The sequence below is a fragment of the Sediminicola sp. 1XM1-17 genome (genome assembly GCF_037203765.1).
Taxonomy (GTDB): Bacteria; Bacteroidota; Bacteroidia; order Flavobacteriales; family Flavobacteriaceae; genus Sediminicola.
Window position 1 is genome coordinate 65,065 of record NZ_JBBCAS010000003.1, and the last position, 23,457, is coordinate 88,521.

The 23,457-nt window shown below is 40.7% G+C and carries 24 protein-coding genes and 1 other RNA gene; 18 read left to right on the forward strand and 7 right to left on the reverse strand.

The window, feature by feature from the left end:
* Positions 1–23: 23 nt before the first annotated feature.
* On the forward strand, positions 24–716 hold the full coding sequence (cmk, locus tag WAA86_RS05740) for a (d)CMP kinase (protein WP_337300036.1): 693 nt from the start codon (positions 24–26) through the stop codon (positions 714–716).
* Between the two features lie 46 nt (positions 717–762).
* On the opposite strand, the gene WAA86_RS05745 is transcribed toward cmk, so the two are convergent.
* Positions 763–1,140 carry a LysM peptidoglycan-binding domain-containing protein gene (locus WAA86_RS05745; protein ID WP_337300037.1) on the reverse strand — a complete coding sequence of 126 codons (378 nt, stop codon included), beginning with the start codon at positions 1,138–1,140 and terminating at the stop codon, positions 763–765.
* Positions 1,141–1,402: 262 nt separating this feature from the next.
* On the opposite strand from WAA86_RS05745, the gene rpsA reads away from it, so the two are divergent.
* The 9 genes from rpsA (at position 1,403) to WAA86_RS05790 (ending at position 10,569) form a co-directional block, all read left to right on the forward strand.
* On the forward strand, positions 1,403–3,241 hold the full coding sequence (rpsA, locus tag WAA86_RS05750; RefSeq protein ID WP_337300038.1) for a 30S ribosomal protein S1: 1,839 nt from the start codon (positions 1,403–1,405) through the stop codon (positions 3,239–3,241).
* Positions 3,242–3,397: 156 nt separating this feature from the next.
* Positions 3,398–3,937 carry a bifunctional pyr operon transcriptional regulator/uracil phosphoribosyltransferase PyrR gene (gene pyrR / locus WAA86_RS05755; RefSeq protein WP_337300039.1) on the forward strand — a complete coding sequence of 180 codons (540 nt, stop codon included), beginning with the start codon at positions 3,398–3,400 and terminating at the stop codon, positions 3,935–3,937.
* A gap of 70 nt (positions 3,938–4,007) precedes the next feature.
* Positions 4,008–4,934 carry an aspartate carbamoyltransferase catalytic subunit gene (locus WAA86_RS05760; RefSeq protein ID WP_337300040.1) on the forward strand — a complete coding sequence of 309 codons (927 nt, stop codon included), beginning with the start codon at positions 4,008–4,010 and terminating at the stop codon, positions 4,932–4,934.
* Positions 4,935–4,940: 6 nt separating this feature from the next.
* A complete protein-coding gene (locus WAA86_RS05765; RefSeq protein ID WP_337300041.1) occupies positions 4,941–5,279 on the forward strand; it encodes a ribonuclease Z in 339 nt (112 codons plus the stop codon).
* An 80-nt stretch (positions 5,280–5,359) separates the two neighbouring features.
* Entirely contained in the window at positions 5,360–6,265 is a 906-nt protein-coding gene (locus WAA86_RS05770; RefSeq protein ID WP_337300042.1) for a ribonuclease Z, read from the forward strand.
* 174 nt (positions 6,266–6,439) lie between these two features.
* A complete protein-coding gene (gene pdxH, locus WAA86_RS05775; RefSeq protein ID WP_337300043.1) occupies positions 6,440–7,087 on the forward strand; it encodes a pyridoxamine 5'-phosphate oxidase in 648 nt (215 codons plus the stop codon).
* An 11-nt stretch (positions 7,088–7,098) separates the two neighbouring features.
* Positions 7,099–7,587 (forward strand): SixA phosphatase family protein, encoded by a 489-nt coding sequence (locus WAA86_RS05780; RefSeq protein ID WP_337300044.1) that lies wholly within the window; start codon positions 7,099–7,101, stop codon positions 7,585–7,587.
* Entirely contained in the window at positions 7,584–9,668 is a 2,085-nt protein-coding gene (gene ppk1, locus WAA86_RS05785; protein WP_337300045.1) for a polyphosphate kinase 1, read from the forward strand. The genes WAA86_RS05780 and ppk1 overlap by 4 nt, the downstream gene beginning before the upstream one ends.
* A 13-nt stretch (positions 9,669–9,681) precedes the next feature.
* On the forward strand, positions 9,682–10,569 hold the full coding sequence (locus WAA86_RS05790; protein WP_337300046.1) for a Ppx/GppA phosphatase family protein: 888 nt from the start codon (positions 9,682–9,684) through the stop codon (positions 10,567–10,569).
* A 38-nt stretch (positions 10,570–10,607) separates the two neighbouring features.
* On the opposite strand, the gene WAA86_RS05795 is transcribed toward WAA86_RS05790, so the two are convergent.
* Positions 10,608–11,189, reverse strand: coding sequence for a tRNA-(ms[2]io[6]A)-hydroxylase (locus tag WAA86_RS05795; protein WP_337300047.1), 582 nt, complete (start codon positions 11,187–11,189; stop codon positions 10,608–10,610).
* 198 nt (positions 11,190–11,387) lie between these two features.
* Here WAA86_RS05795 and WAA86_RS05800 point away from each other — a divergent pair, with 198 nt between their 5' ends.
* Genes WAA86_RS05800 through WAA86_RS05830 form a run of 7 tightly spaced genes read left to right on the forward strand, consistent with a single transcriptional unit; the run spans position 11,388 to position 18,148 of the window.
* A complete protein-coding gene (locus WAA86_RS05800; RefSeq protein WP_337300048.1) occupies positions 11,388–12,242 on the forward strand; it encodes an EboA domain-containing protein in 855 nt (284 codons plus the stop codon).
* Between the two features lies 1 nt (position 12,243).
* A complete protein-coding gene (locus tag WAA86_RS05805; protein WP_337300049.1) occupies positions 12,244–13,152 on the forward strand; it encodes a TatD family hydrolase in 909 nt (302 codons plus the stop codon).
* A complete protein-coding gene (eboC, locus tag WAA86_RS05810; protein WP_337300050.1) occupies positions 13,145–14,044 on the forward strand; it encodes a UbiA-like protein EboC in 900 nt (299 codons plus the stop codon). Before WAA86_RS05805 ends, eboC begins: the two co-directional genes overlap by 8 nt.
* 11 nt (positions 14,045–14,055) lie before the next feature.
* Positions 14,056–15,198: a 3-dehydroquinate synthase gene (locus WAA86_RS05815; RefSeq protein WP_337300051.1), complete on the forward strand. Its 1,143-nt coding sequence runs from the start codon at positions 14,056–14,058 to the stop codon at positions 15,196–15,198.
* 18 nt (positions 15,199–15,216) lie between these two features.
* Positions 15,217–16,413, forward strand: coding sequence for a metabolite traffic protein EboE (gene eboE / locus WAA86_RS05820; protein WP_337300052.1), 1,197 nt, complete (start codon positions 15,217–15,219; stop codon positions 16,411–16,413).
* On the forward strand, positions 16,410–17,786 hold the full coding sequence (locus WAA86_RS05825) for an alkaline phosphatase family protein (protein WP_337300053.1): 1,377 nt from the start codon (positions 16,410–16,412) through the stop codon (positions 17,784–17,786). Before eboE ends, WAA86_RS05825 begins: the two co-directional genes overlap by 4 nt.
* A gap of 5 nt (positions 17,787–17,791) precedes the next feature.
* Complete coding sequence (locus tag WAA86_RS05830; protein ID WP_337300054.1) at positions 17,792–18,148, forward strand: transmembrane 220 family protein; 357 nt, start codon at positions 17,792–17,794, stop codon at positions 18,146–18,148.
* Here WAA86_RS05830 and WAA86_RS05835 read toward each other — a convergent pair.
* Positions 18,145–19,962 carry a DNA polymerase III subunit gamma/tau gene (locus WAA86_RS05835; RefSeq protein ID WP_337300055.1) on the reverse strand — a complete coding sequence of 606 codons (1,818 nt, stop codon included), beginning with the start codon at positions 19,960–19,962 and terminating at the stop codon, positions 18,145–18,147. The two genes, WAA86_RS05830 and WAA86_RS05835, sit on opposite strands and share 4 nt — an antisense overlap.
* Positions 19,963–20,094: 132 nt before the next feature.
* On the opposite strand from WAA86_RS05835, the gene rnpB reads away from it, so the two are divergent.
* Positions 20,095–20,407, forward strand: an RNA gene (gene rnpB / locus WAA86_RS05840) — RNase P RNA component class A.
* Between the two features lies 1 nt (position 20,408).
* On the opposite strand, the gene WAA86_RS05845 is transcribed toward rnpB, so the two are convergent.
* From WAA86_RS05845 to WAA86_RS05860, 4 genes are read right to left on the reverse strand one after another with little or no spacing between them, the layout of a single operon-like run.
* Positions 20,409–21,353: a threonine ammonia-lyase gene (locus WAA86_RS05845; RefSeq protein ID WP_337300056.1), complete on the reverse strand. Its 945-nt coding sequence runs from the start codon at positions 21,351–21,353 to the stop codon at positions 20,409–20,411.
* Between the two features lie 5 nt (positions 21,354–21,358).
* Positions 21,359–21,901, reverse strand: coding sequence for an RsmD family RNA methyltransferase (locus WAA86_RS05850; RefSeq protein ID WP_337300057.1), 543 nt, complete (start codon positions 21,899–21,901; stop codon positions 21,359–21,361).
* On the reverse strand, positions 21,901–22,734 hold the full coding sequence (locus WAA86_RS05855) for a DUF3822 family protein (protein ID WP_337300058.1): 834 nt from the start codon (positions 22,732–22,734) through the stop codon (positions 21,901–21,903). The genes WAA86_RS05850 and WAA86_RS05855 overlap by 1 nt, the downstream gene beginning before the upstream one ends.
* Positions 22,709–23,362: a hypothetical protein gene (locus WAA86_RS05860; RefSeq protein WP_337300059.1), complete on the reverse strand. Its 654-nt coding sequence runs from the start codon at positions 23,360–23,362 to the stop codon at positions 22,709–22,711. The genes WAA86_RS05855 and WAA86_RS05860 overlap by 26 nt, the downstream gene beginning before the upstream one ends.
* Between the last annotated feature and the right edge of the window lie 95 nt (positions 23,363–23,457).

Here is a 23,457-nt window from a genome sequence, read left to right on the forward strand (position 1 = left end):
TGAATTCTGAGTATTTTTGGCCAATGCAAAAAATAACCATAGCCATAGATGGCTTTTCATCAACCGGAAAGAGCACCCTAGCCAAACAGCTTGCCAAAGCGTTGGGGTATATATATGTGGATACCGGGGCCATGTATAGGGCCATTACCTTATTTGCCATGCGCAATAAATTTGTTGGGGTGGAGCAGGAAAATATCAATGCACTGATTAAATTGTTGCCCAAGGCGAAACTAAAGTTCGTTTTTAACGAGGAACTTGGTTTTGCAGAAATGTACCTGAATGGGGAAAATGTGGAAAAGGAAATCAGGAGCATTGAGGTATCCAACCAGGTAAGTAGGGTAGCTACCATTGAGGAGGTGCGCCACAAGCTGGTGGATATGCAAAAGGAAATGGGCAAAGAGAAGGGAATAGTGATGGATGGCCGTGATATTGGTACTGTTGTATTTCCGGATGCTGAATTAAAGATTTTTATGACAGCATCCCCTGAAACCAGAGCCTATAGAAGGTATAAGGAATTACTGGATAAAGGTGACAAGGTTACCTATGAAGAGGTGTTGAAAAATATACAAAACAGGGATTATGTGGATTCCCATAGGGAGTTTTCTCCTCTGAAAAGGGCGGAGGATGCCATAGAGTTCGATAACAGCGATATGGGGATGGAAGAGCAATTTGAACGTATTTATAACCACTCCTTGCGAGTTATAGAGAAGCAATAAAAAAGGGCCCGTTCAACGGCCCTTTTTCAATATGATCTATAACCATTTATTTCGGAATGACCAATACCTGATCTGGATGGATCATGTCCGGATTTTTAAGGATATTGGTATTTGCTTCAAAAATCTTTTTATATTTCATGGCGTCGCCATAGTAGTGTTTGGCAATTTTACTGAGCGATTCACCACTTTTAACAACATGTCTATGGTAAACGGAATCATCTGCCACGGTAATATTGGCTTTGATGTCCGTTGGGTTTTGCCCTCCCAATTCTTTGATCTTGTCCCAGAGAAGGTCCTTTTCAAAGGGTGTATTTGCCATTCCTTTTACTTTCAGGATACCGTTTTCTTCGGAAACCTCACCGTCTTTAATGCCCAGTTTCTCCCCTAGGGTCAGTACCCCTTGATATTTATCTTTTACACTCATGTTCTAAATTTTTAATTGTTAAAAATGTACTAGTTAAGGTACGGATTTTCAGGGATTTTGGAAAAATTCACCTCAATTTTTTCTTTGTGGGGCAACCTTCTTAAAATAAGGTTTGTAAAACCATTTTTTAGTTGTATTTTTGCACACCTTTTTTACAGAGAGTCAAGAGGAAAGGGATTTGAGAGAAAATTTATAAATAACACCTTCTGCAGTAATTGTTTAGCTCTTGGATGGCTGCGGAATACAAATTAATGATCAGCAAATGGCTGAAGACAAAACAACGGCGCAAGTAGATGAAACTACGCAAGACGCCAAAGAAACAAAAGTAGAAACCCAAGTACAGGATCCAAAAGAATTTTTGGAGAACTTCAACTGGGAAAAGTACGAACAAGGTATTGAGCGTGTTGACGATTCCAAATTACAGGAATTCGAAACATTGGTAGCTAAAAACTTTGTGGATACTGCAGATGAGGAAGTAGTTGAAGGAACTGTAGTTTACCTTACAGATCGTGAAGCTATCATCGACATCAACGCAAAATCTGAAGGAGTTATCTCCCTAAATGAATTTCGTTACAACCCTGATTTGAAGGTTGGTGACAAAGTTGAGGTGTTGATAGATATCCGTGAGGATAAAAGTGGACAATTGGTATTATCTCACAGAAAAGCCAGAACTATCATGGCTTGGGATAGAGTTAATGCTGCCCACGACAAAGAAGAAATCGTTAATGGTTTTGTAAAATGTAGAACTAAAGGTGGTATGATCGTTGATGTTTTTGGCATCGAAGCGTTCTTGCCAGGTTCTCAAATAGATGTGAAGCCTATCCGTGACTACGATCAGTACGTAGGAAAGACTATGGAGTTCAAAGTTGTGAAAATCAACCATGAGTTCAAAAACGTAGTTGTATCCCACAAAGCGTTGATCGAAGCGGATATCGAAGAGCAGAAAAAAGAGATTATCGGTCAATTGGAAAAAGGACAGGTATTGGAAGGTGTTGTTAAAAACATTACTTCTTACGGTGTCTTTATTGACCTTGGAGGTGTTGATGGTCTTATCCATATCACAGATCTTTCTTGGAGCAGAATCAACCACCCGAACGAGGTTGTTGAACTAGACCAGAAACTGAACGTGGTTATCTTGGATTTCGATGACAACAAATCTAGAATCCAACTAGGATTGAAGCAATTGGAGAAACATCCATGGGATGCCTTGAGCGATGAGATCAAAGTTGGTGATAAGGTAAAAGGTAAAGTAGTTGTTATTGCTGATTACGGTGCATTTATTGAAGTAGCTGAAGGAGTTGAAGGACTTATCCACGTTTCTGAAATGTCATGGTCTACACACTTGAGATCTGCACAGGATTTCGTTAATGTTGGAGACGAAGTAGAAGCAGTAGTATTGACTTTGGATAGAGAGGACAGAAAAATGTCCCTTGGTATCAAGCAATTGACTCCAGATCCATGGACCGATATCACAACTAAATATCCAGTAGGTTCCAAGCACAAAGGAATCGTTCGTAACTTCACAAACTTCGGTGTATTCGTTGAAATGGAAGAAGGTATCGACGGTTTGATCTACATTTCAGATCTTTCTTGGACTAAGAAAATCAAGCATCCATCAGAATTTGTTACCGTTGGTGACACTTTGGAAGTGGAAGTATTGGAATTGGATGTTGATGGACGTAAATTGAGCTTGGGTCACAAACAGACTACTGTTAACCCATGGGATAAATACGAAACCGAATTTGCATTGGATACCGTACATAAAGGTGCTATCGCAGAGATCGTTGACAAAGGAGCTACCGTTAACTTTAACGAGGACATCGTTGCATTTGTACCGACACGTCACTTGGAGAAAGAAGATGGTAAGAAACTTGCCAAAGGTGAAGAGGCAGAATTCAAGATCATTGAGTTCAACAAAGAATTCAAAAGAGTTGTCGCTAGCCATACAGCAATCTTCAGGGAAGAAGAGCAACGTAATGTAAAGGCTGCAGTTAAGAAAGCTGCTGCAAGTGCAGACGAAGCTAAACCAACCTTAGGTGATGCCAACGAAGCGTTACAAGCGTTGAAAGATAAAATGGAAGCTGCTGCCAAGAAAAAGTAAGCATCTGTTTATTCATAATTGAAAAGCCCGGACAAATTGTCCGGGCTTTTTTTTTTGTATCCGTTTTTAAAGGATTCGGATACCTCATAATTTACGTCTAGGATATTGAAGAGAAATCCCTATTTTTGTTCTTCAATAGAATCGGTCTCCCAACGTATGAGTCAAAAAGTACTACTTTCCTCAAAAGAAATACATATCATCCTTCACCGATTGGCTTGCCAGCTGCTAGAGCATCATTTGGATTTTAGCAATACGGTACTTATCGGAATACAGCCCAGAGGAACTTTTTTGGCCGAACGCCTGGCCAAAATTTTGAAAGAGGAGTACGGGATAAAAAAAATAGAACTCGGTTTTTTGGATATCACCTTTTACAGGGATGATTTTAGAAGGGGCAATAAACCCTTGGAAGCCAATGAGACCAAGATGGATTTTCTTGTTGATGATAAAAAGGTAGTGCTCATAGACGATGTATTGTACACTGGTCGCAGTATCAGGGCCGCTTTAACCGCCATTCAGTCTTTTGGTAGACCCTTGGAGATAGAATTGTTGACCTTGATTGATAGGAGGTTCAGTCGTCACTTGCCCATTCAGCCTAATTATAGAGGGCGGCAGGTAGATGCCATAAATGAGGAAAAAGTGAAGGTCATGTGGAAAGAGAATGATGGAGAAGACATCATATATTTGATCAATAAATAAAAGATATATTGCGCTATAAACCCTTGCAAAGGTGATTATGATGCAGTAGCACAAATAGAAAATTAGGAGTATGAGCGAATTAAGTGTAAAGCACTTGCTAGGGATTAAGTATCTAAATGAAAAGGATATTCAGCTCATTTTTGAAACCGCCGATCACTTTAAGGAAGTAATTAACCGTTCCATTAAAAAGGTGCCGTCTCTCCGAGATATCACCATTGCCAATATTTTTTTTGAGAACAGTACCAGAACGCGACTTTCTTTTGAATTGGCAGAAAAACGATTGTCTGCCGATGTCGTAAATTTTTCTGCGGCACAATCCTCGGTTAAAAAGGGTGAAACCCTGATAGATACCGTTAACAATATCCTTTCCATGAAAGTGGATATGGTGGTCATGAGACATCCCAATCCCGGAGCGGGAATTTTCCTTTCCAAACATGTAAAGGCCTCCATAGTAAATGCGGGAGACGGCGCGCACGAACACCCAACCCAAGCTTTGTTGGATTCCTATTCCATTAGGGAAAAATTGGGCAGTGTGGCTGGAAAGAACGTGGTCATTGTTGGGGATATTCTTCATTCAAGAGTGGCGCTGTCCAATATATTTGCACTTAAATTGCAAGGGGCAAATGTGAAGGTCTGTGGACCCAAGACCTTGATACCTAAATACATAGAATCTTTGGGGGTCACGGTGGAAACCGACCTCAGAAAGGCGCTGAATTGGTGCGATGTTGCTAATATGCTGCGCATACAGAACGAACGCATGGATATTAGTTATTTTCCGACCACAAGGGAATATACCCAACAATTTGGGGTGAACAAGAACCTCTTGGACAGCCTGGACAAAGAAATTGTAATCATGCACCCGGGTCCTATTAACAGAGGCGTGGAGATAACCAGCGATGTTGCCGATTCTAACCAGTCCATCATTTTGAACCAGGTAGAAAATGGCGTGGCAATCCGCATGGCGGTAATATATTTATTGGCTTCAAAAATTAAATAATATCCTATGATTTTCAACAGAGAAGACGCAACTACCATTGTATTACAGGAAAATACCTCTTTAAAAGTATTTTTGGAAAATTTAAAATCAGGATATCCAAAAATCAAGAACGATCATATTATCGTGAACCTATTTTCATTTTCAAAATTAACGGCCAATGATGTTCTGGAGTTTCATGAGCTATCCGTTGCCCATAGGAAATTAAAGAAATCTTTTGTGTTGGTTACCGATAAAGTAACCTACGAAGAAGTGCCGGATCATATCATTGTGGTGCCCACCATTCAGGAAGCAAGGGATGTTATTGAAATGGAGGAAATAGAGCGCGATTTGGATTTGGAGGAATAGATGATATACTGCCATAGGTCCGTAGACTGAAATTGGAGGGGAGTTTCCTTTGTGATATTGGCGGAAACCAAAATAAGTACATGAAATTACACATCTTAGGTTGTTATGCCGCAACGCCCAGAACCCTTACCAATCCCACATCACAGGTTCTGGAAATTAAAAACCATCTTTTCTTGATCGATTGTGGGGAGGGTACACAGGTGGAATTAAGGAGACACAAAATAAAATTTTCCCGTATCCAGCATATTTTTATTTCCCATTTGCACGGAGACCACTTCTTTGGATTGCCGGGATTAATATCTACTTTTCGTTTACTGGGTCGTAAAACTGCATTGCATATCTATGGACCCAAGGGAATAAAGGAGGCAGTGACCCTACTATTGAAACTAGGGGATTCATGGACCAATTATCCTTTGATATTTCATGAGCTCAATACAAAAGTACCCCAGGCCATTTTTGAGGATGAAAAGGTCAGTGTGGACACCATTCCTTTGGATCACAGAGTGTATACCAACGGATTTTTGTTTCGGGAGAAGCCAAGCGAACGAAAACTCAATATCGAGGTCGTAAAAAAATACAATATAGATATTTGTTACTATCAGAATATTAAAAATGGAAAGGATATTGTTTTGGATGATGGCACCATAGTGCCCAATCGTATCCTTACCATGGATCCTCCCAAACCCAAAAGTTATGCCTTCTGTAGTGATACAGCTTATATGCCTGCCATAGTGCCTCAGATTCACGAGGTTGATGTCCTGTACCATGAATCTACGTTCTTGGAGACAGAACAGCATATGGCCCCCAAAACAAAACACGCCACAGCCAAGGAAGCGGCAAATATTGCAAAGGCTGCCAATGTAGGTGTCCTTATCCTGGGCCATTATTCCACGCGCTATGCGTCTATTGAATTGTTCAAAGAAGAGGCTATGGAAGTTTTCGGGCGAGTAGAATTGGCAGATGATGGCAAGTCCTTTGAATTTTGATAGGCTCGGATATCCTGGAATGAAAATAGAATTTAATGTGCCTTAAGGCTCCGCTTATGTGTTTTTGTGGGCTACAGCCAAAATTTTGATAAAAAGCGTTTAGACTTTTCGTGTTTTGCGTTCTTTTCCCCATTTTTGTTAAGAAGTGCGGGGTCATAAATTATTCAATTTTAAATGCAAAAGGATTTAGGCAATTATAGGAAAAGCTACGAAAAAAGTGCCTTGGAAGAGGGTACTATCTCGGACAATCCCATAGAATTATTCCAAAAGTGGTTTTATGAGGTGGAAGCTTCTGATGGAGTGGATGAACCCAATGCCATGACCGTTTCTACAATTGGATTGGACGGTTTTCCAAAAAGCAGGGTGGTGCTCCTTAAAAAGTATACCTATGAAGGATTTATCTTTTACACCAATTATACCAGTGAAAAAGGCAAGGCCATAGCGAACAATCCGAATGTTTGCCTTTCTTTTTTTTGGCCCAATATGGAGCGACAGATCATCATTAAGGGAAGGGCAGAGAAGTTGGCCGAAAACCTTTCCGATGGATATTTCGAATCTAGGCCTGAAGGTAGTAAGCTTGGGGCGATTGTTTCTGACCAAAGCAGTGTAATCCCTTCGCGCCAAGTATTGGAAGAAAAATTGAAAGCACTTGAAAGAGAGTTCGAGGGAAAAGAAATAAAGCGACCTGATTTTTGGGGTGGATTTATGGTGAGACCAGTATCGATGGAATTTTGGCAGGGTAGGCCCAATAGATTGCACGATAGGGTGAGGTACTCCTTGCAGGATGATTACCATTGGAAAATTGAACGTTTGGCACCTTAAAATCGAAGAACATGAAAACATTGATCCTTATACGTCATGGAAAATCATCTTGGGATTATCAAGTGAACGACCAGGATAGGCCGTTGAAAGAGCGTGGAATAAATGATGGCCACCTGGTGGGCGCCGAATTAAAATCCAAGCATATTCAAATAGATGCGGTATTTTCAAGTCCCGCCAATAGGGCCTTACATACCTGTATGATCGTATTGCGAAAACTGGGATTTCCCTTAAAGAGGCTAGAGATCACCTCGGAATTATATGATTTCTCCGGTGAAGACGTATTGCGCTTTGTTAGAAATTTGGATAACAAGTATCAAACCGTACTAATTTTTGGGCATAACTACGCCTTTACCAATATAGCCAATACCCTTGGGAACAAATCCATTGACAATGTTCCTACGACGGGCATGGTACAGATAAATTTTAAAGAAGATCGTTGGGAGGCCATATCAAAAGGGATTACCGAGCGGACAATATTCCCCAAACAACTTAAAAAATGATCAAACCCAAATACCAATATATCAACCGTGAAATAAGCTGGTTGCAATTTAATGAGCGCGTTTTACAGGAAAGCGCAGACAAGAATGTCCCATTGATAGAGCGACTAAGGTTTGTTGGGATATTCTCCAATAATTTGGATGAATTTTTTAAAGTGCGCTATGCTACGGTAAAACGGATTGTTGAGGCCGGGAGATCTGGAAAAAGTGTTCTAGGGGGCGAAATAGCCAAAGATTTGTTGGAGGAAATCACGGAAATTGTTATTCGTCAACAGACCAAGAGTTTAAAAATATTGGGTGACATCGAAAAGGAATTGGAGACCAAGAATATTTTTTTGATCAATGAGACGGAGATTACCGAAGATCAGTCAGATTTTATCAAGAGTTATTTTGCCCAAAAGGTGAGTCCTGTTTTAATGACGATTATCCTGAATGATCTGGCGGAATTCCCAACCCTTAAGGACACAGCGGCATATCTGGCCGTGAAAATTATCCTGAAAAAGGACGACAAATACCCTACAGATGACGGGAAGAAGGAAAAGCGCTATGCCCTTATCGAGATCCCAAAGGGAATAGACCGTTTTGTAGTAATACCGACAGAAGGGGAGAGGAGTTATATTATCATGTTGGATGACCTCATTCGGTACTCGTTGGGGAATATTTTTAACATGTTCAATTATGAGTCCATAACCGCTCATATGATCAAGATTACGCGTGATGCAGAACTGGATATCGACAATGATCTGAGCAAGAGTTTTATAGAAAAGATATCTTCCAGTGTGGAGCACCGAAAGATCAGTGACCCTGTCCGCTTTGTCTACGACAAGAATATAGGCAGGGACACCTTGGAGTTCTTAAAGGAAAAAATGAACATAGAGGATACGGATAGTGTTATCCCTGGAGGTAGGTACCACAATAGAAGGGACTATATGGGCTTTCCAAGTTTGGGTAGGGAAGACTTGATGTATGAAAAAATAAAACCCCTACCGGTAAAAGGATTTGCTTTGGAAGGGAGTTTGTTCAATCAGATTGCGGAGAAGGACTACCTACAATATACCCCATACCATACCTTTTCATACGTGATAAGGTTCTTGAGGGAGGCCGCCTTGGATCCCAAGGTAAAAAGCATTAAGATCACGGTCTATCGTCTGGCCGACAATTCACAGGTGACCGCCTCTTTGATCAATGCTGTGAAAAATGGCAAACAGGTAACCGTTCAAATAGAACTCCAGGCTAGGTTTGATGAACAGGCCAATATCCAATACGCGGAACAGCTTCAGGCAGAAGGGGTCAAACTCATTTTTGGGGTTCCGGGATTAAAGGTCCATAGTAAAATATGTCTCATTGAAAGGGAGGAAGATGGTGTTCTTAAACGTTACGGATTCATAAGCACAGGAAACTTTAACGAAGCGACAGCTAGGATATATACAGACTACACCCTGTTTACCGCCCATGACCCTATTTTGAAGGAATTGAACATGGTTTTTGATTTTTTTGAAACCACTTATAAGATCAATAAGTACAAACATCTAATTGTTTCGCCCCACTATACCAAGAATACATTCAAAAAACTGATAGATAAGGAGATTGAAAATGCCAAAGCCGGCAAGGAAGCCTATATCAAAATAAAAATGAACAGTTTCACCTCCTACAAAATGGTCGACAAGCTCTATGAGGCCAGTAGGGCCGGGGTGAAAATTCAATTGATCATCAGAGGGATCTGTTGCTTGGTGCCAGGAGTAAAAGGTCTAAGTGAGAATATAGAAGCCATTAGTGTGGTCGATAAATTTTTGGAGCATCCCCGGGTCTTTATATTCTCCAATAATGGTGACCCCAAGATATATATATCCTCTGCAGATTGGATGACAAGGAACCTGGATTATAGGGTAGAGGTCGGATGTCCAATTTATGACACCGATCTAAAACAGGAGTTGCTGGATACCTTTGAAATTTCTTGGCGGGATAATGTCAAGGCTAGGGTCTTTTGTGCCAATCAGGATAATGCCTACAGAAAGAACAATAAGGTCAAGGTCCGTTCCCAATTTGCTATTTATGATTACTACCTCAATAAATTAAACACTTAACCCCTCGGATATTTTGAAGATAAGAAAGTTTGCAGCTATAGATATTGGTTCCAATGCAATCCGCTTGTTGATTCACAACGTGATAGAGGAGAAAGACAAGAAGACCCAATTCAGAAAAAGCTCCTTGATCAGGGTTCCCGTCCGTTTGGGGGAGGATTCTTTTACGGTTGGAGAAATTTCGGAACGCAATGAGGAACGCATGTTGAATGCCATGAAAGCGTTTAAATTGATCATGGATGTGAATGGCGTGGAGAAGTACATGGCATGTGCCACTTCCGCAATTAGAGAGGCAAATAATGGTTATGAGATCGTAGAACGGATCTATGAGGATTCTGGAGTAAAAATAGAAGTGATAGACGGGAAAAAGGAGGCGGCTATCATTGCTTCCACGGATTTAAAGCAATTGATCCAAAACGATCAATCCTACCTTTATATAGATGTTGGTGGGGGCAGCACAGAATTTACCCTATTTACCGATGGCAAAATAAAAATTTCCAAATCATTTAAAATAGGAACGGTTCGTATTCTCAATAATTTGGTAGGAGAAGGAATTTGGAAAAAAATAGAATTGTGGATCAAGGAAAACATTAATGGTCTAAGTAAAATTACCATTATAGGTTCTGGGGGAAATATCAATAAACTCCACAAAATGTCCGGTAGAAAAGAGGGGGAACCATTATCGTATATCTGGCTCAATGCCCAATACCACTTTTTGGAAAGTATGAGTTATGAAGATAGGGTGTCAGAATTGGGACTCAATCCTGATAGGGCCGATGTTATTATTCCAGCCTCCCGTATCTATTTATCGGCAGCCAAGTGGTGCGGGGCCAAGAAAATTTATGTGCCCAAAATTGGATTGTCCGATGGTATTATCAAGACGCTGTATTATTCCGAACAATAAGGGGGTAAAGGAGAAAGAAATTTTTTAGAATGGATTTCCTAGCCGTGGATAGATTCCTTGGTACCAAGATCCTTCATGATCTGCGCCTCATAGGTCAATAAATCCTGCCATTTTTGATCTACTTCCTCCCGCTCGCCATATTGGCGGGCAAACTTTAAAAACATGGTATAATGTCCGGCCTCGCTGACCATTAGTTTATGGTAGAATTCTGCCAACTCTTTGTCCTTCAGTTGTTCGGAAAGTAATCTAAAACGCTCACAACTTCTGGCTTCGATCAAAGCTGCATAGAGCAGCCTATGTACCAATTGTGTGGTGCGGCTGCCGCCTTTGGGGAAAAACTTGATCAGTTCCAGTACATACGCATCTTTCCGGTCTCTTCCAAGTACTTGTCCTCTGGCAATAATCCTATCGTGGACCATCTTAAAATGGCCCATTTCTTCCCTGGTTAGGGCTACCATTTCCTGTACAAGATCTGTATACTCCGGGAAACCTACAATAAGTGAAATTGCCGTGGCAGCGGCTTTTTGTTCACAATAGGCATGATCGGTCAAAATTTCGTCTATATTTTTTTCTACAATATTTACCCAACGTGGGTCTGTAGGTAGTTTAAGGCCTAGCATTTTATTATATTTGAAAACAAAATTAAGTAGAATTTTATAAAGTGAATTTTTCTCTGGCGATTTTTTGATTTGGGGAGAATTTAACCTTTTGAAGATACTTTTCTTTTTCGATTCCAGTTATCATTGTCAACATGTCTGGATTCGGCAAAAAGATAAACCTTGAATACTAAAATTTATATCGGAAATTAGTATTAGTATATGTCATTAGAAAATGTAAGTCAAGAACTGCGAAAGGTCCTTTATCTTAATATGGATGCTGATCTATTGCAATGGTTGGAAGAAAAGAAAGATGTTGTTATTGGTAACAGGTCCCCTAAAGACCTGTATATGACCTATAGTTTAATGGCTTCCAAAATCAACTCTGGAGGAAATGTAAAAATGCCTTCAGACCAGAATAGTGTAATGCAATATTTGGAGACCCAAAAGGCAGATCTTTTGCAGATCAGCAGGGTGTACCTTTTGATCAATGTTCTGGAAGCTGATGAGGATTTCTTTTTTGACAAGGTGGCCAACATAATTCAGGTTTCGGACACCGGAGAGTTGGAAACTTTTTTAAAGTTTCTGGTATTGATGCCCAATTCGGGCAGCTACAAGAATGTTGCTGTGGAGGCTCTTAGGACCAATATTGCGACCATTTTTGATGCCATTTCACTAAATAATCCATATCCTGCCGCCTTTTTCAATGATCAGCAATGGAACCAGATGTATTTGAAAGCGGCATTTATGGGAAGGAATCTAAGCGCTATAATGGATATTGATGCCAGGGCCAACAAGGATCTGACCAGAATAATTTCAGATTATGCCCATGAGAGATGGGCGGCTTCCCGAAGTGTAGATCCTTATTTTTGGAGACCCGTCGGCAATTTCATCAACGACTCCATATTGGATGATATGAGAAGGTTATTCCAAAGTGATAACGAAAAGGAAAATTTGGCTGCGGCCCTTTCCTGTTCCATATCAGATCATTCAGAGGCCAAAGAATTACTTAACAATTACCCTCAAATAAAGAAGAAGATAGACCAAGGTTTAATTACCTGGAATAATATAAATTGATATGAAAGATAATTTAATGTTTATAGACCCCCACGTACACATGACCTCTAGGACAACAGATGACTATGAGGCCATGGCGGCGGCGGGCATAGTAGCTATAATAGAACCTTCCTTTTGGTTGGGCCAACCTAGGACACAAGTGGGGTCTTTTCAGGATTATTACAGTAGTCTTGTGGGATGGGAACCCTTTAGGGCAAGTCAGTTTGGGATCAAACACTATTGCACCATAGGTTTGAATTCCAAGGAAGCCAACAATGAGGCATTGGCGGAACAGGTCATCGAATTATTGCCCTTGTATTTTCATAAAGAGAATGTGGTTGCCATTGGTGAAATTGGTTATGATGATCAAACTCCTGCAGAGGATAAGTATTTTAGGATGCAACTCGATATGGCAAGAGAATTGAATATGACCGTTCAGGTGCACACGCCTCATAGGGATAAAAAAGCCGGAACAATTAAAAGTATGGAAGTTTGTTTGGAGCATGGCCTGGACCCTTCCAATGTGATCATAGATCACAATAATGAGGAAACGGTAAAGGAAGTTTTGGATAGAGGTTTTATAGCAGCTTTTACGATTTATCCCAAAACCAAGATGGGGAACGAAAGAATGGTAGAGGTGGTGCGAAAGTTTGGAAGTACCAACATCATTGTGGACAGTTCAGCAGATTGGGGGGTGAGTGATCCGCTCGCCGTGCCAAAGACAGCTGCCTTAATGCTCCATAACGGTATAGCGCGCGAAGATGTCATAAAGACCTGCTATCAGAATGCTTTGGAGGCCTTTGGCAAGAATGGAAAGATGAAGGAAGAACATTGGTTGGGAAGCAATAATATAGACCAGCGGGAATTGTTCAATGACAACAGTGTATTAAGGGGGCAAGAACCAAAAATAGAAGGGAACAAAATTGTCTGATAGATATTCTTTTGCCAAGGGGTGCCTTATTTTAATGCGCCCTCCAAATTTACCGACAGCTGCGGCCGATATATTAACGGGTGGCGCTATTATTGGGGTGTTTGTACAAGACGGAATTTTGTGGTCCTATAATTTTTTGGCTCTCATACTCGCCTCCATACTGCTGTATGCTGGGGGGGTGGTGCTAAATGATGTTTTTGATGCCAAGATTGATGCTCTGGAAAGACCGGAGCGGCCAATCCCTCAAGGCGTGGTATCCTTGCGGACCGCGGCTATTTTAGGAGGTGCGTTATTGATGATAGGTGTTCTTCTATCATTTTTATGCCATAAGGAAGCAGGGATTGTGGCTGTGGTATTGGCCGGATTCATTCTTCTGTATGATGCCTTGGCCAAGAACCATTCTTTTTTTGGTCCTTTGGTCATGGGAAGTTGTAGAGGCCTTAATCTTTTGTTGGGAATGAGCCTTCTTGGATTTCCGGAGTGGTCCAAATGGTATTTTATAATGCTGCCAATTATTTATATAGGTGCAGTTACGTTAATTAGTAGGGGGGAGGTCCATGGAAACAACAAACGTAATATTGTACTATCGGGTCTCCTATATGCATTGGTGGCGTCCTCTATCTTTTTAATAATGTTACGGGATAGGTCTAGTTTTTTTACGGTCATCCCTTTTTTGATTTTATTTGTTGTGTCCATTTTTCGGCCGCTGATAAAAGCCTATAGAGTCAATACTCCGGAGCATATAAAAAAGGCCGTCAAGATGGGTGTATTGTCCCTTGTTTTGATGGATGCTGCATTGGCATCGGCCAATTCAACGTGGTGGGTAGGGGTCATGATTGTCCTCTTGTTGCCTTTATCTTTATTATTATCCAAACGTTTTTCAGTAACGTAATCTATGCATTCATGAGTATCCCAAAATCTATAGAGCAATCTTTCAAAGTAGAGTATAATTATCAATTACACTTTACGCAGCACCTGTTCCATAAAGAAAATGCCCTGTTCAATAACATATTTAAGGATTACGCCAATGAGGGAGGTGTCAAAATCTTATTTGTCATTGATGACGGGGTGGTTGCAGCACATCAGAATTTATTGGATCAGATTAAGGACTATTGCGCAAGTTTTGCACCACAAATTCAATACCGTGATACCATAGTACTGCCAGGAGGAGAACAGGTCAAGCATTCGGTGACCTCTTTGAATCAGGTGCTACAAGGTATCAATGATGCCAAAATCTGTAGACACTCCTTTGTGGTTGTCATTGGTGGGGGTGCTATAATTGATATGGTGGGCTATGCTTCGGCAATTGCACATAGAGGCGTTAAATTATTACGGATTCCAACTACCGTACTATCCCAAAACGATTCGGCTGTGGGTGTGAAGAATAGTATTAACCACTTTGGAAAGAAGAATTTCTTGGGAACTTTTGCCCCACCCTATGCCATTATTAACGACAGTGATTTTCTAAAAACCTTGGAAAAAAGGGACTGGATCTCTGGAATTGCTGAAGCAATAAAAGTAGCCTTGATCAAGGACAAAAAATTTTACGGGGAAATAGAAAAATCGGCCGAAAAGCTTGCAACCAGGGATATGGCAAGTATGGAGTACCTCATATACAAATGTGCGGAGCTTCACATGCAACACATAGCCCAAGGAGGTGATCCTTTCGAGGCAGGTTCTTCGAGACCACTGGATTTTGGCCATTGGGCTGCGCATAAGCTAGAGCACATGACCAACTATAAAATAAGGCACGGAGAGGCTGTAGCGGTTGGTATGGCTATAGACCTTACCTATGCCCAATTGATCGGTCTTATATCCAAAGAAACCTTAATAGCTATTCTTGATGTGATGGGGAAGGTTGGTTTTGATCTCAAGTTGCCCATAAAACCTGAAAGAATTGAGGAGCTTTTGTCAGGGATAGAGGAATTTAGGGAGCATCTGGGAGGAAAGCTTACCATTACTTTGATATCCGAAATTGGCAAAAAGCACGATGTCCACCAAATAGATATGCAAAAAATGAAGGAGGCCATATCCTATTTGGTTTAATTTTTTGAAAGCGATTGTATGTTGATTCAAGATAAATTTCATGTAACCTATTGTTCCAACATCCATCCCGGTGAGGATTGGGAAACTACATTTCTCAATTTAAAGCAATATATTCCAAGAATAAAAAGGGAAGTATCCAAGGGTGCCTCTTTTGGTATTGGGTTGCGACTTTCCAATGCGGCAAGTCTGCAACTTGACGAAGGACATAATTTGGAGGATTTTAAGTTTTGGCTGGCCCAAAATGATTGTTATGTCTTTACCATGAATGGTTTTCCCTATGGAGATTTCCACAACACTGAAGTCAAGGATAAAGTACACGCCCCGGATTGGACTACCAAAGAAAGGTTGGAATATACCAAACGATTATTTCGGCAGTTGGCTTTTTTGTTGCCCAAGGGCGTATCCGGAGGTATTTCTACCTCTCCCATCAGTTATAAACACTGGTATGCCAGTGAGGAAGAATTGACCTCTGCGCTACACCTAGGGTCAGAGCATCTTGCTGAAGTTGTGTTGTACCTTCAGGAATTGGAAACTATCACTGGAAAGTATTTGCATCTGGATATTGAGCCAGAACCAGACGGACTGTTGGAGAATACAGCGGAATTTGTAGATTTTTATAAAAACTATCTCATGCCCACGGCTGTTAAAGAGATAAATTCCAAAAAAGGACTTCATGAAAGGGATGCCGAGCAATTGATCAAAAGGCATATTACCCTATGTTATGATATTTGCCATTATTCACTCGCATATGAAGCTCCATCCTATACTTTTGGGGAAATGAAAATGCATGGTATCGCCATTGGCAAGATCCAAGTAAGTGCTGCTCTAAAAATCCTTTTTGAAAAAGGAAATGAAGAACAAATATGGAATTCCCTGGCACGTTTTAATGAACCTACCTATTTACACCAGGTGACCGAGCAGCAAGATGGTCATGTTAGGGTTTATAATGATCTGCCTATGGTATTAAAAAATCGAAAAGCACATAAAGAGCTTAGGGCCCATTTTCATGTTCCCATATTTTTGGAAAAGTTCGACGATCTCTATGCTACCCAAGACCAAATTTTGAGCACTTTAGCTTATCTGAAGGAATATCCGGTGACCGAGCATATGGAGGTTGAGACCTATACTTGGGATGTATTGCCGGAAACATTGAAGGTAGATTTGGGACGATCAATCATAAGGGAATTGCAATGGTTAAAGAAACAGATGGCATGAAGAAAACCGTAGTAATAAATATCGTCGGTCTGACCAAGAGATTGATTGGTGAGCACACCCCGTTTATAAAGAATTTTCTGGATGCGGGGGTTCATGCCACCATTGAGCCAGTTTTGCCTGCAGTTACCTGTACCGCACAGTCTACCTATCTCACTGGAAAATGGCCATCGGAACATGGAATTGTTGGCAATGGGTGGTATTTCAAAGAGGAGCATGAGGTTAAATTTTGGCGGCAGTCCAACAGCTTGGTGCAATCCGATAAAATATGGGATGCTTTAAAATCCGAATTTGAGGACTTCACATGTGCCAATCACTTTTGGTGGTACAATATGTATTCCAATGTGGATTACAGCCTTACGCCGCGTCCAAATTATCTTGCAGATGGGCGTAAAATCCCTGATGTATATTCTTTTCCTGCGGATCTTAGGGATAAGCTTCAAAATGAATTGGGAACTTTTCCGCTATTTAATTTTTGGGGCCCAAAGACCTCTATTAAGTCCAGTCAATGGATAGCCAATGGCGCCGTTTCCACAGATAAAATGTACGATCCTACATTGACCTTGATCTACATCCCCCATTTGGATTATAACATCCAGAGATATGGTCTCGATTTCAATAAATTTGGAAAGGATCTCAATGATGTGGATGCTTTGGTGGAAAAATTGGTTGCCTACTATCAAGAAAAGGATGCCAATATTGTATTGTTGTCAGAATATGGTATTACCAATGTGCAACGGTCCATTCATCCCAATAGAATTTTACGAATGAAGGGCTATTTAAATATAAGGGAAGAAAGAGGATTGGAACTGTTGGATGCCGGAGCCAGTAGTGCATTTGCAGTGTCGGACCATCAAATATCCCATATCTATGTTAAGGATAAAACGAACATCGATACCATAAAAAAGATGTTTGAATCTGAGCCTGGTATAGAAAAAGTCCTTGTGGGCAAAGAAATAGAACAAGCCCGCTTAAATCATGAGCGGAGTGGAGATCTGGTATTGGTAGCAGATACCGATTCGTGGTTTACCTACTACTTTTGGCTGGATGATGCCAAGGCACCTGATTTTGCCCGAATGGTGGATATCCATAAGAAACCGGGCTACGATCCTGTAGAAATGTTTACAGATCCCAAAGACCCTTTTGTGGTTCCGAAAATACTGTGGAAGTTGCTAAAGAAAAAGCTCGGTTTTAGAACGCTGATGGACGTAATCCCGTTGGATTCAACTTTGGTCAAGGGTTCACATGGCAGGATTCCTGAAAGTGCAGAGGATCATCCAATATTTATATCCAATTCAAAAAGCGGACCGCTGGAACAATCTATCAAGGCTACGGACGTTTATCATTTATTGTACAAACATGTTTCTAATACCTAAGGTCTATGAAATCATTTTTTAAAGCAATATCCATAGTTTTTACCGTGCTCTTCCTCTGGGCGGCGTATGTACAGTATAACGATCCCGATGCCCTTTTGTGGTATGCTATTTATGGGAGTGCGGCCGCAGCTTCCGTGATGTTTTTTTTGGAAAAGCTGTCCTTTAAGGTGGCATTGTTATTGTTCGCCTTGTATTTTATAGGAGTATTCATTTTTTGGCCCAATGAGTTTGAGGGAGTTGGTATTGATGACGGAGAAATTGGGAATATTGAGCATGCAAGAGAATCCTTTGGGCTTCTGATCAATGCACTGGTAATGCTGATGTACAGTTTGAGGATTAGGGCTTTGGCTAAAAAAGCCTAAAAATCAAGGTCAAACTCTTTCCGCAAAATGTCAATAGCCGGGTTCTTTTCCCGTAATTTTTCATATTTCTCCAGTGGGGTAAATGCAAATTTTTTGGCAGTTTCCTCGTTAACGGTAATGGTAAGACTGATAAAATAATTGTTCAGCTTTTGCCTTAAATATTCCATGAGGTCATATTGCTCGCGCTCCACCTCTTTTTTCATGGTACCATTGGGAAGTTCGATCCAGATGGTAGTTTGGTTTTTGAGTTTTGGGATATCGGTATTTAGATTGGAAGCCAGGATTTTTCTACCATCCTTATCGATTATCTCCACGAACGCTGCCCAGTGAGCCTGCATTTCCTCTTCTGTAAATGCATCCTTGGGCAATTTGTTCTCATCAACCGTCTCATCTTTTCTATTGAGCTCATGCTCTTTTTTAGCCTTTAGGCTGGATAAGGAAAGTCCCGATACCCTTTTTGATGGAATGTTAATGCTGGGTTTTACGGTCTCCTTGCTTTCTAAAGGTTCTTTTTTGGAAGTGCTGTTTTCAATTGGGGGTTCCGCTACCAATACCGTAGTTTCCAATTGTTCCAGGGCTTCGCTATTGGTCTTCGTTTGGGTAGTGCCATCAGTTGCCTTTAGGATTGTATTGGGGCTGTTGTCTTGTGGTGCGGCCGGCTGTTTTGCGACCGTAATGGCGTTTCCTTGCCCTTTGAAAAATGAGGCAGGTATTAAAAAGTCACTGTTTCCTAAATGTTCAGATTTTTTTTTTTGGCCATCGAAGTCGATGGAAGCCAGTTTCATGAGAGCCAATTCTACCAGAAGCCGCTGGTTTTTGCTGGACTTGTATTTGAGATCACAATCATTTGCAATATCGATCCCCTGCATTAGAAAGGCGTTGGATACCTTTTTGGACTGCTCCAAATAATTTTTCTTGGCCTCGTCTCCAACTTCCAATAACGCTATGGTATCCTGATGTTGGCATACCATAAGGTCCCTGAAGTGGGAGGCCAGACCAGATATGAAATGGTGCCCGTCAAAGCCTTTGGATAAGGTTTCGTTGAACAATACCAATAAGGCCGGGATATTATGAGCCAAGATTAGGTCTGTAGCTGAAAAGTAGGTATCGTAATCCAATACGTTCAGGTTTTCAGTGACTGCTTTTCGGGTCAATTTTTTTCCGGAAAAACTTACTACCCTATCAAATATGGAAAGGGCGTCCCTCATAGCCCCATCTGCCTTTTGGGCAATGATATGCAAGGCGTCGTCCTCAGCTTCTATTTCCTGGTTTTCTGCAATATATTTTAAGTACTCCGCAGCATCCTTAACGGTAATACGTTTAAAATCAAAAATTTGGCAACGGGACAGGATGGTGGGTATGATCTTGTGCTTTTCCGTCGTGGCCAAAATAAAGATGGCGTGCTTTGGAGGCTCTTCAAGTGTCTTTAAGAAAGCATTGAAGGCCGATTGGGACAACATGTGTACCTCATCAATGATATAGACCTTGTATTTCCCGGTTTGGGGAGGAATCCTTACCTGATCGGTAAGATTTCTAATGTCGTCTACAGAATTGTTTGAGGCCGCATCCAGTTCAAAGATGTTAAATGCAAAATCTTCATCTGTGTGTTCGGTACCGTCCTGATTTATTTTTTTTGCCAAAATTCTGGCACATGTGGTTTTTCCTACCCCTCTAGGTCCGCAAAAAAGTAGGGCCTGAGCCAAATGATTGTTTTCAATAGCATTGAGCAGGGTATTTGTAATAGCCTGTTGTCCCACAACATCCTTGAATGTCTGGGGCCTGTATTTTCTGGCTGATACTACAAATGGTTCCACGAATCTTATCTTTAGCGCAGATGGGCATCCGCCCTTTGCTGCGAGCTACAAATATAAAAATAGCATTGCATAAAGCGGTTACTTTAGCATAGTTTAAAGACTTTTTTATTAACAATTGAAGTATCTTTGCATGTAGCAGGTCGCTCTATCGCTCCCAATAACAATTGGGGGAGGAAAGTCCGGACACCATAGTGCAGTATAGCGGGTAACGCCCGTCCATCGAGAGGTGAGGACAAGTGCAACAGAAAGCAAGTACAGGTAATGCTGTAGTGAAACCAGGTAAACTCTATGCGGTGCAACGTCATGTAAATCAGTGTTTGAGGGTGCACGCCCGAGCTGAAGGGTAGGCGGTTTGAGCCTTTGGGTAACCAAGGGTCTAGATAAATGATAGAGGGTTCCTGATTATTCAGGATGAACAGAATCCGGCTTATGACCTGCTTTTTTTATTAAAATGGTAGTTTTCCTAGATCTACATTTCCTCCCGATAGGATTATCCCAATTTTTTTTCCTTTAAAGAATTCCTTTTCTCTCAATAATGCGGCAAATGGCACGGCACATGAAGGTTCAATAATAATTTTCATACGTTCCCACAACAGATGCATGGCATCGATGATTTCTTTTTCTTCCACTCTGATGATCATTTCCACATAATCCATGATGATGGGGAAGTTGATATCTCCCAGTTCTGTTCTTAGTCCGTCTGCAATGGTATCGGTAGACTCATTACGAACAATTTGACCTGTTTTCAAAGAATGGTAGGCGTCGTCAACGTTGAAAGGTTCTCCTCCTATGGTATTGCATTTGTGGCCGAAAAAATGTGCTGCCAATGACGTTCCCGCAATGAGTCCGCCTCCACCCACAGGAGTCATGATATAATTTAAATCCGGATGGTCTTCCAGCAATTCCATGGCCGCAGTTCCTTGTCCCAGAATAACATTAAAGTTGTTTGAGGGGTGCAGAAAGGTAGCGCCGTATTTCTTTACAATCTCGGCCGCAGCCTTTTCTCTGGCCCCTAGATTGGGCTCGCACTCGATAACCTCACCTCCATAACTCCGAACCGCATTTTTCTTTACCTGCGGGGCATTGTTCGGCATTACGATATATGCTTTGACGCCTATGGACCTTGCGGCCAAGGAAAGGGCCTGTGCAAAGTTCCCCGAGGAGTGTGTTACAACACCTTTTGCCTTCTGTTCTTTGGTGAGTTTGCTTATAGAATGAACGGCTCCCCTCATTTTAAATGAGCCCGAGCGCTGAAAATTTTCACATTTAAAAAACAATTCCACCCCGGAGAGTTCATTTAGTAAAGTGGAAGTCAAAACAGGGGTTCGGTGGATATGTTCCGATACAATAGCTTTGCAATCAAGTAAGAGGTTCCTGGTTATTCGTGTCATATACTTTAAGAAGATGGTTCAAAAAAACTAAAAACGCTTACGCCATACCTTCTTTGATTGGAAAAATAGGGCAGCTGTGATAGATCGGTGTATTTGGAATGTTCAATGATCAAGACCCCATTTTCCAAGAGCAGTTCATTTTTAAAAACCAATTCCGGAATTTTGGAAAACTCTTCCAAGGACATGTCATAAGGGGGGTCGGCAAAGATAATATCGGACTTTACATGGACCTTTTCCAAGTAGGTGAACACATCACTTTTAATGGTAGTAATGTTGAAGTCCAATTCTTTTGCAATTTGGTTGATGAACTTTATGCAACCAAAATCGGCATCCACACTTACAATGCGTTCCGTTCCCCGAGAGGCAAATTCATAACTGATATTTCCTGTTCCGGCGAACAAGTCAAGGACACTGATTTCGTTAAAATAATATTGATTGTTCAAGATGTTGAACAAGGCCTCTTTTGCCATATCCGTTGTAGGTCTAACGGGGAGCTTTTTAGGGGCGATGATTCTTTTGCCTTTGTAGTTTCCTGATATAATTCGCATTAAAGGGTTTTTAGTACCGTAAAATCTATGGCGTCCTCTTTTTCATTGCCTACTATATGGGCAATGTTGGAGGGTACAAAAATGGAAATGTTTTTGATGTAATTATAGCAGATACCATAATTTTCATCATCCTCGTCAATAGCTCCAAAGAGCATTAACTTTACTGTGTTCGTATCTAATTTCAGTTGTTCCAAGGTGAAGAGCAAGTAATAGATGAAATCCTCCTTGGTGGTGTAGTTAAAACTGTTGTGCAAGAGCAATTTTTTATTGGATACCACGGTGATTTCCAATTGCTTTTCCCCAACATGTACATAGCACACAGGATCGCTTCCTTGTTGTGGGTTGTTCAATAACGATTCCACCATTACCGTACTGCTATGCTTAAATTCAAACTCTCCAAAAAGCTCATAGATATAATTGTTCACATTCATGAAGGGAACGTAAACATTCATTAGGTCATTGGTTTCCAGTTCATCGTATACAATGACATCGTTGGTGAGGATTTTGGCATTGAATTTTAGGTAATTGGCCATTTCGTCCTCATCGAAAAGAGGTTTGGGAACCAAGCTGAATAGTTGGTTTTTGTGAATGGCGATCACTTCGGAAAAGGATACTTTGGCAACCTTGTACTTCTCAAAGATCTCCTTTACCTTTTTTAACAATTCCAAAGGATTTACTTCCTGCTCGAAAACGACGTTCTCGGAAGCCAGAATTGTATTGTCCACTGTGTCAAGGACACAAAAAGAAAGTCCATTCAAACTAATTTGAATGGACAACTTATGGTAATCCGATTTAGATTGCTCTAAATTATTTATTGTTTTCTTTTTTGTCATAGATTGGAGGCCAGTTACCGTTGGTGCTAACTTCCGTTAAGGAGCCAACTTTGATTTCACTGCCGTTTACTTCTTCAACACTTACCTGTACATTCTCCCTCGCTAAAAGTTCTTTTGGCTGGTCTCCCAAAATAACACTTTTCTTTACTTTAGCTTCAAAAACAGGAGCCTTGTAGCCGCTTTTTTCAATGATGTCAGCTTTCATTTCAAACTTCTCTCCGCTTGTGGCATAAGGAACATTCATCATAGTCTTGTAACGGTTGTCCTGTTTGAACAAAGAATCCTTAACAGAAACAAATCCTAATGTATCTACAATTTTGACTTCTTTAAGCATGTCAATACCGTAGGTTTTGTTGAACTCCATATAAGAAGAATCTCTCTGCTGAAGAATGGTATATTTTCCTGTATCTACAAAGCTGATAAGGGAATTGAAATCATTGGCGTATTTTCCATTGGCAGATTTGTACGCTTCTTGAGAATTCCTAATATCCTTGAGTACGGAAACTACTTTTGCAAAACGCTGCTCTTTTACTTTTTTGAATTCTATAGGACCATTTACGGATTGATAAATCAAATATCCTAAACCGATACATGCTATCCAAAGTAAAATTTGTATTATGCTCTTCATTTTCTAAGTGTTAATTTAATTTTAGTGGTTATCACAAATCTACAATTTTTTTTTAATCACAAAAGTATTTGCCCTTAAAAATCCTGATTATCTTT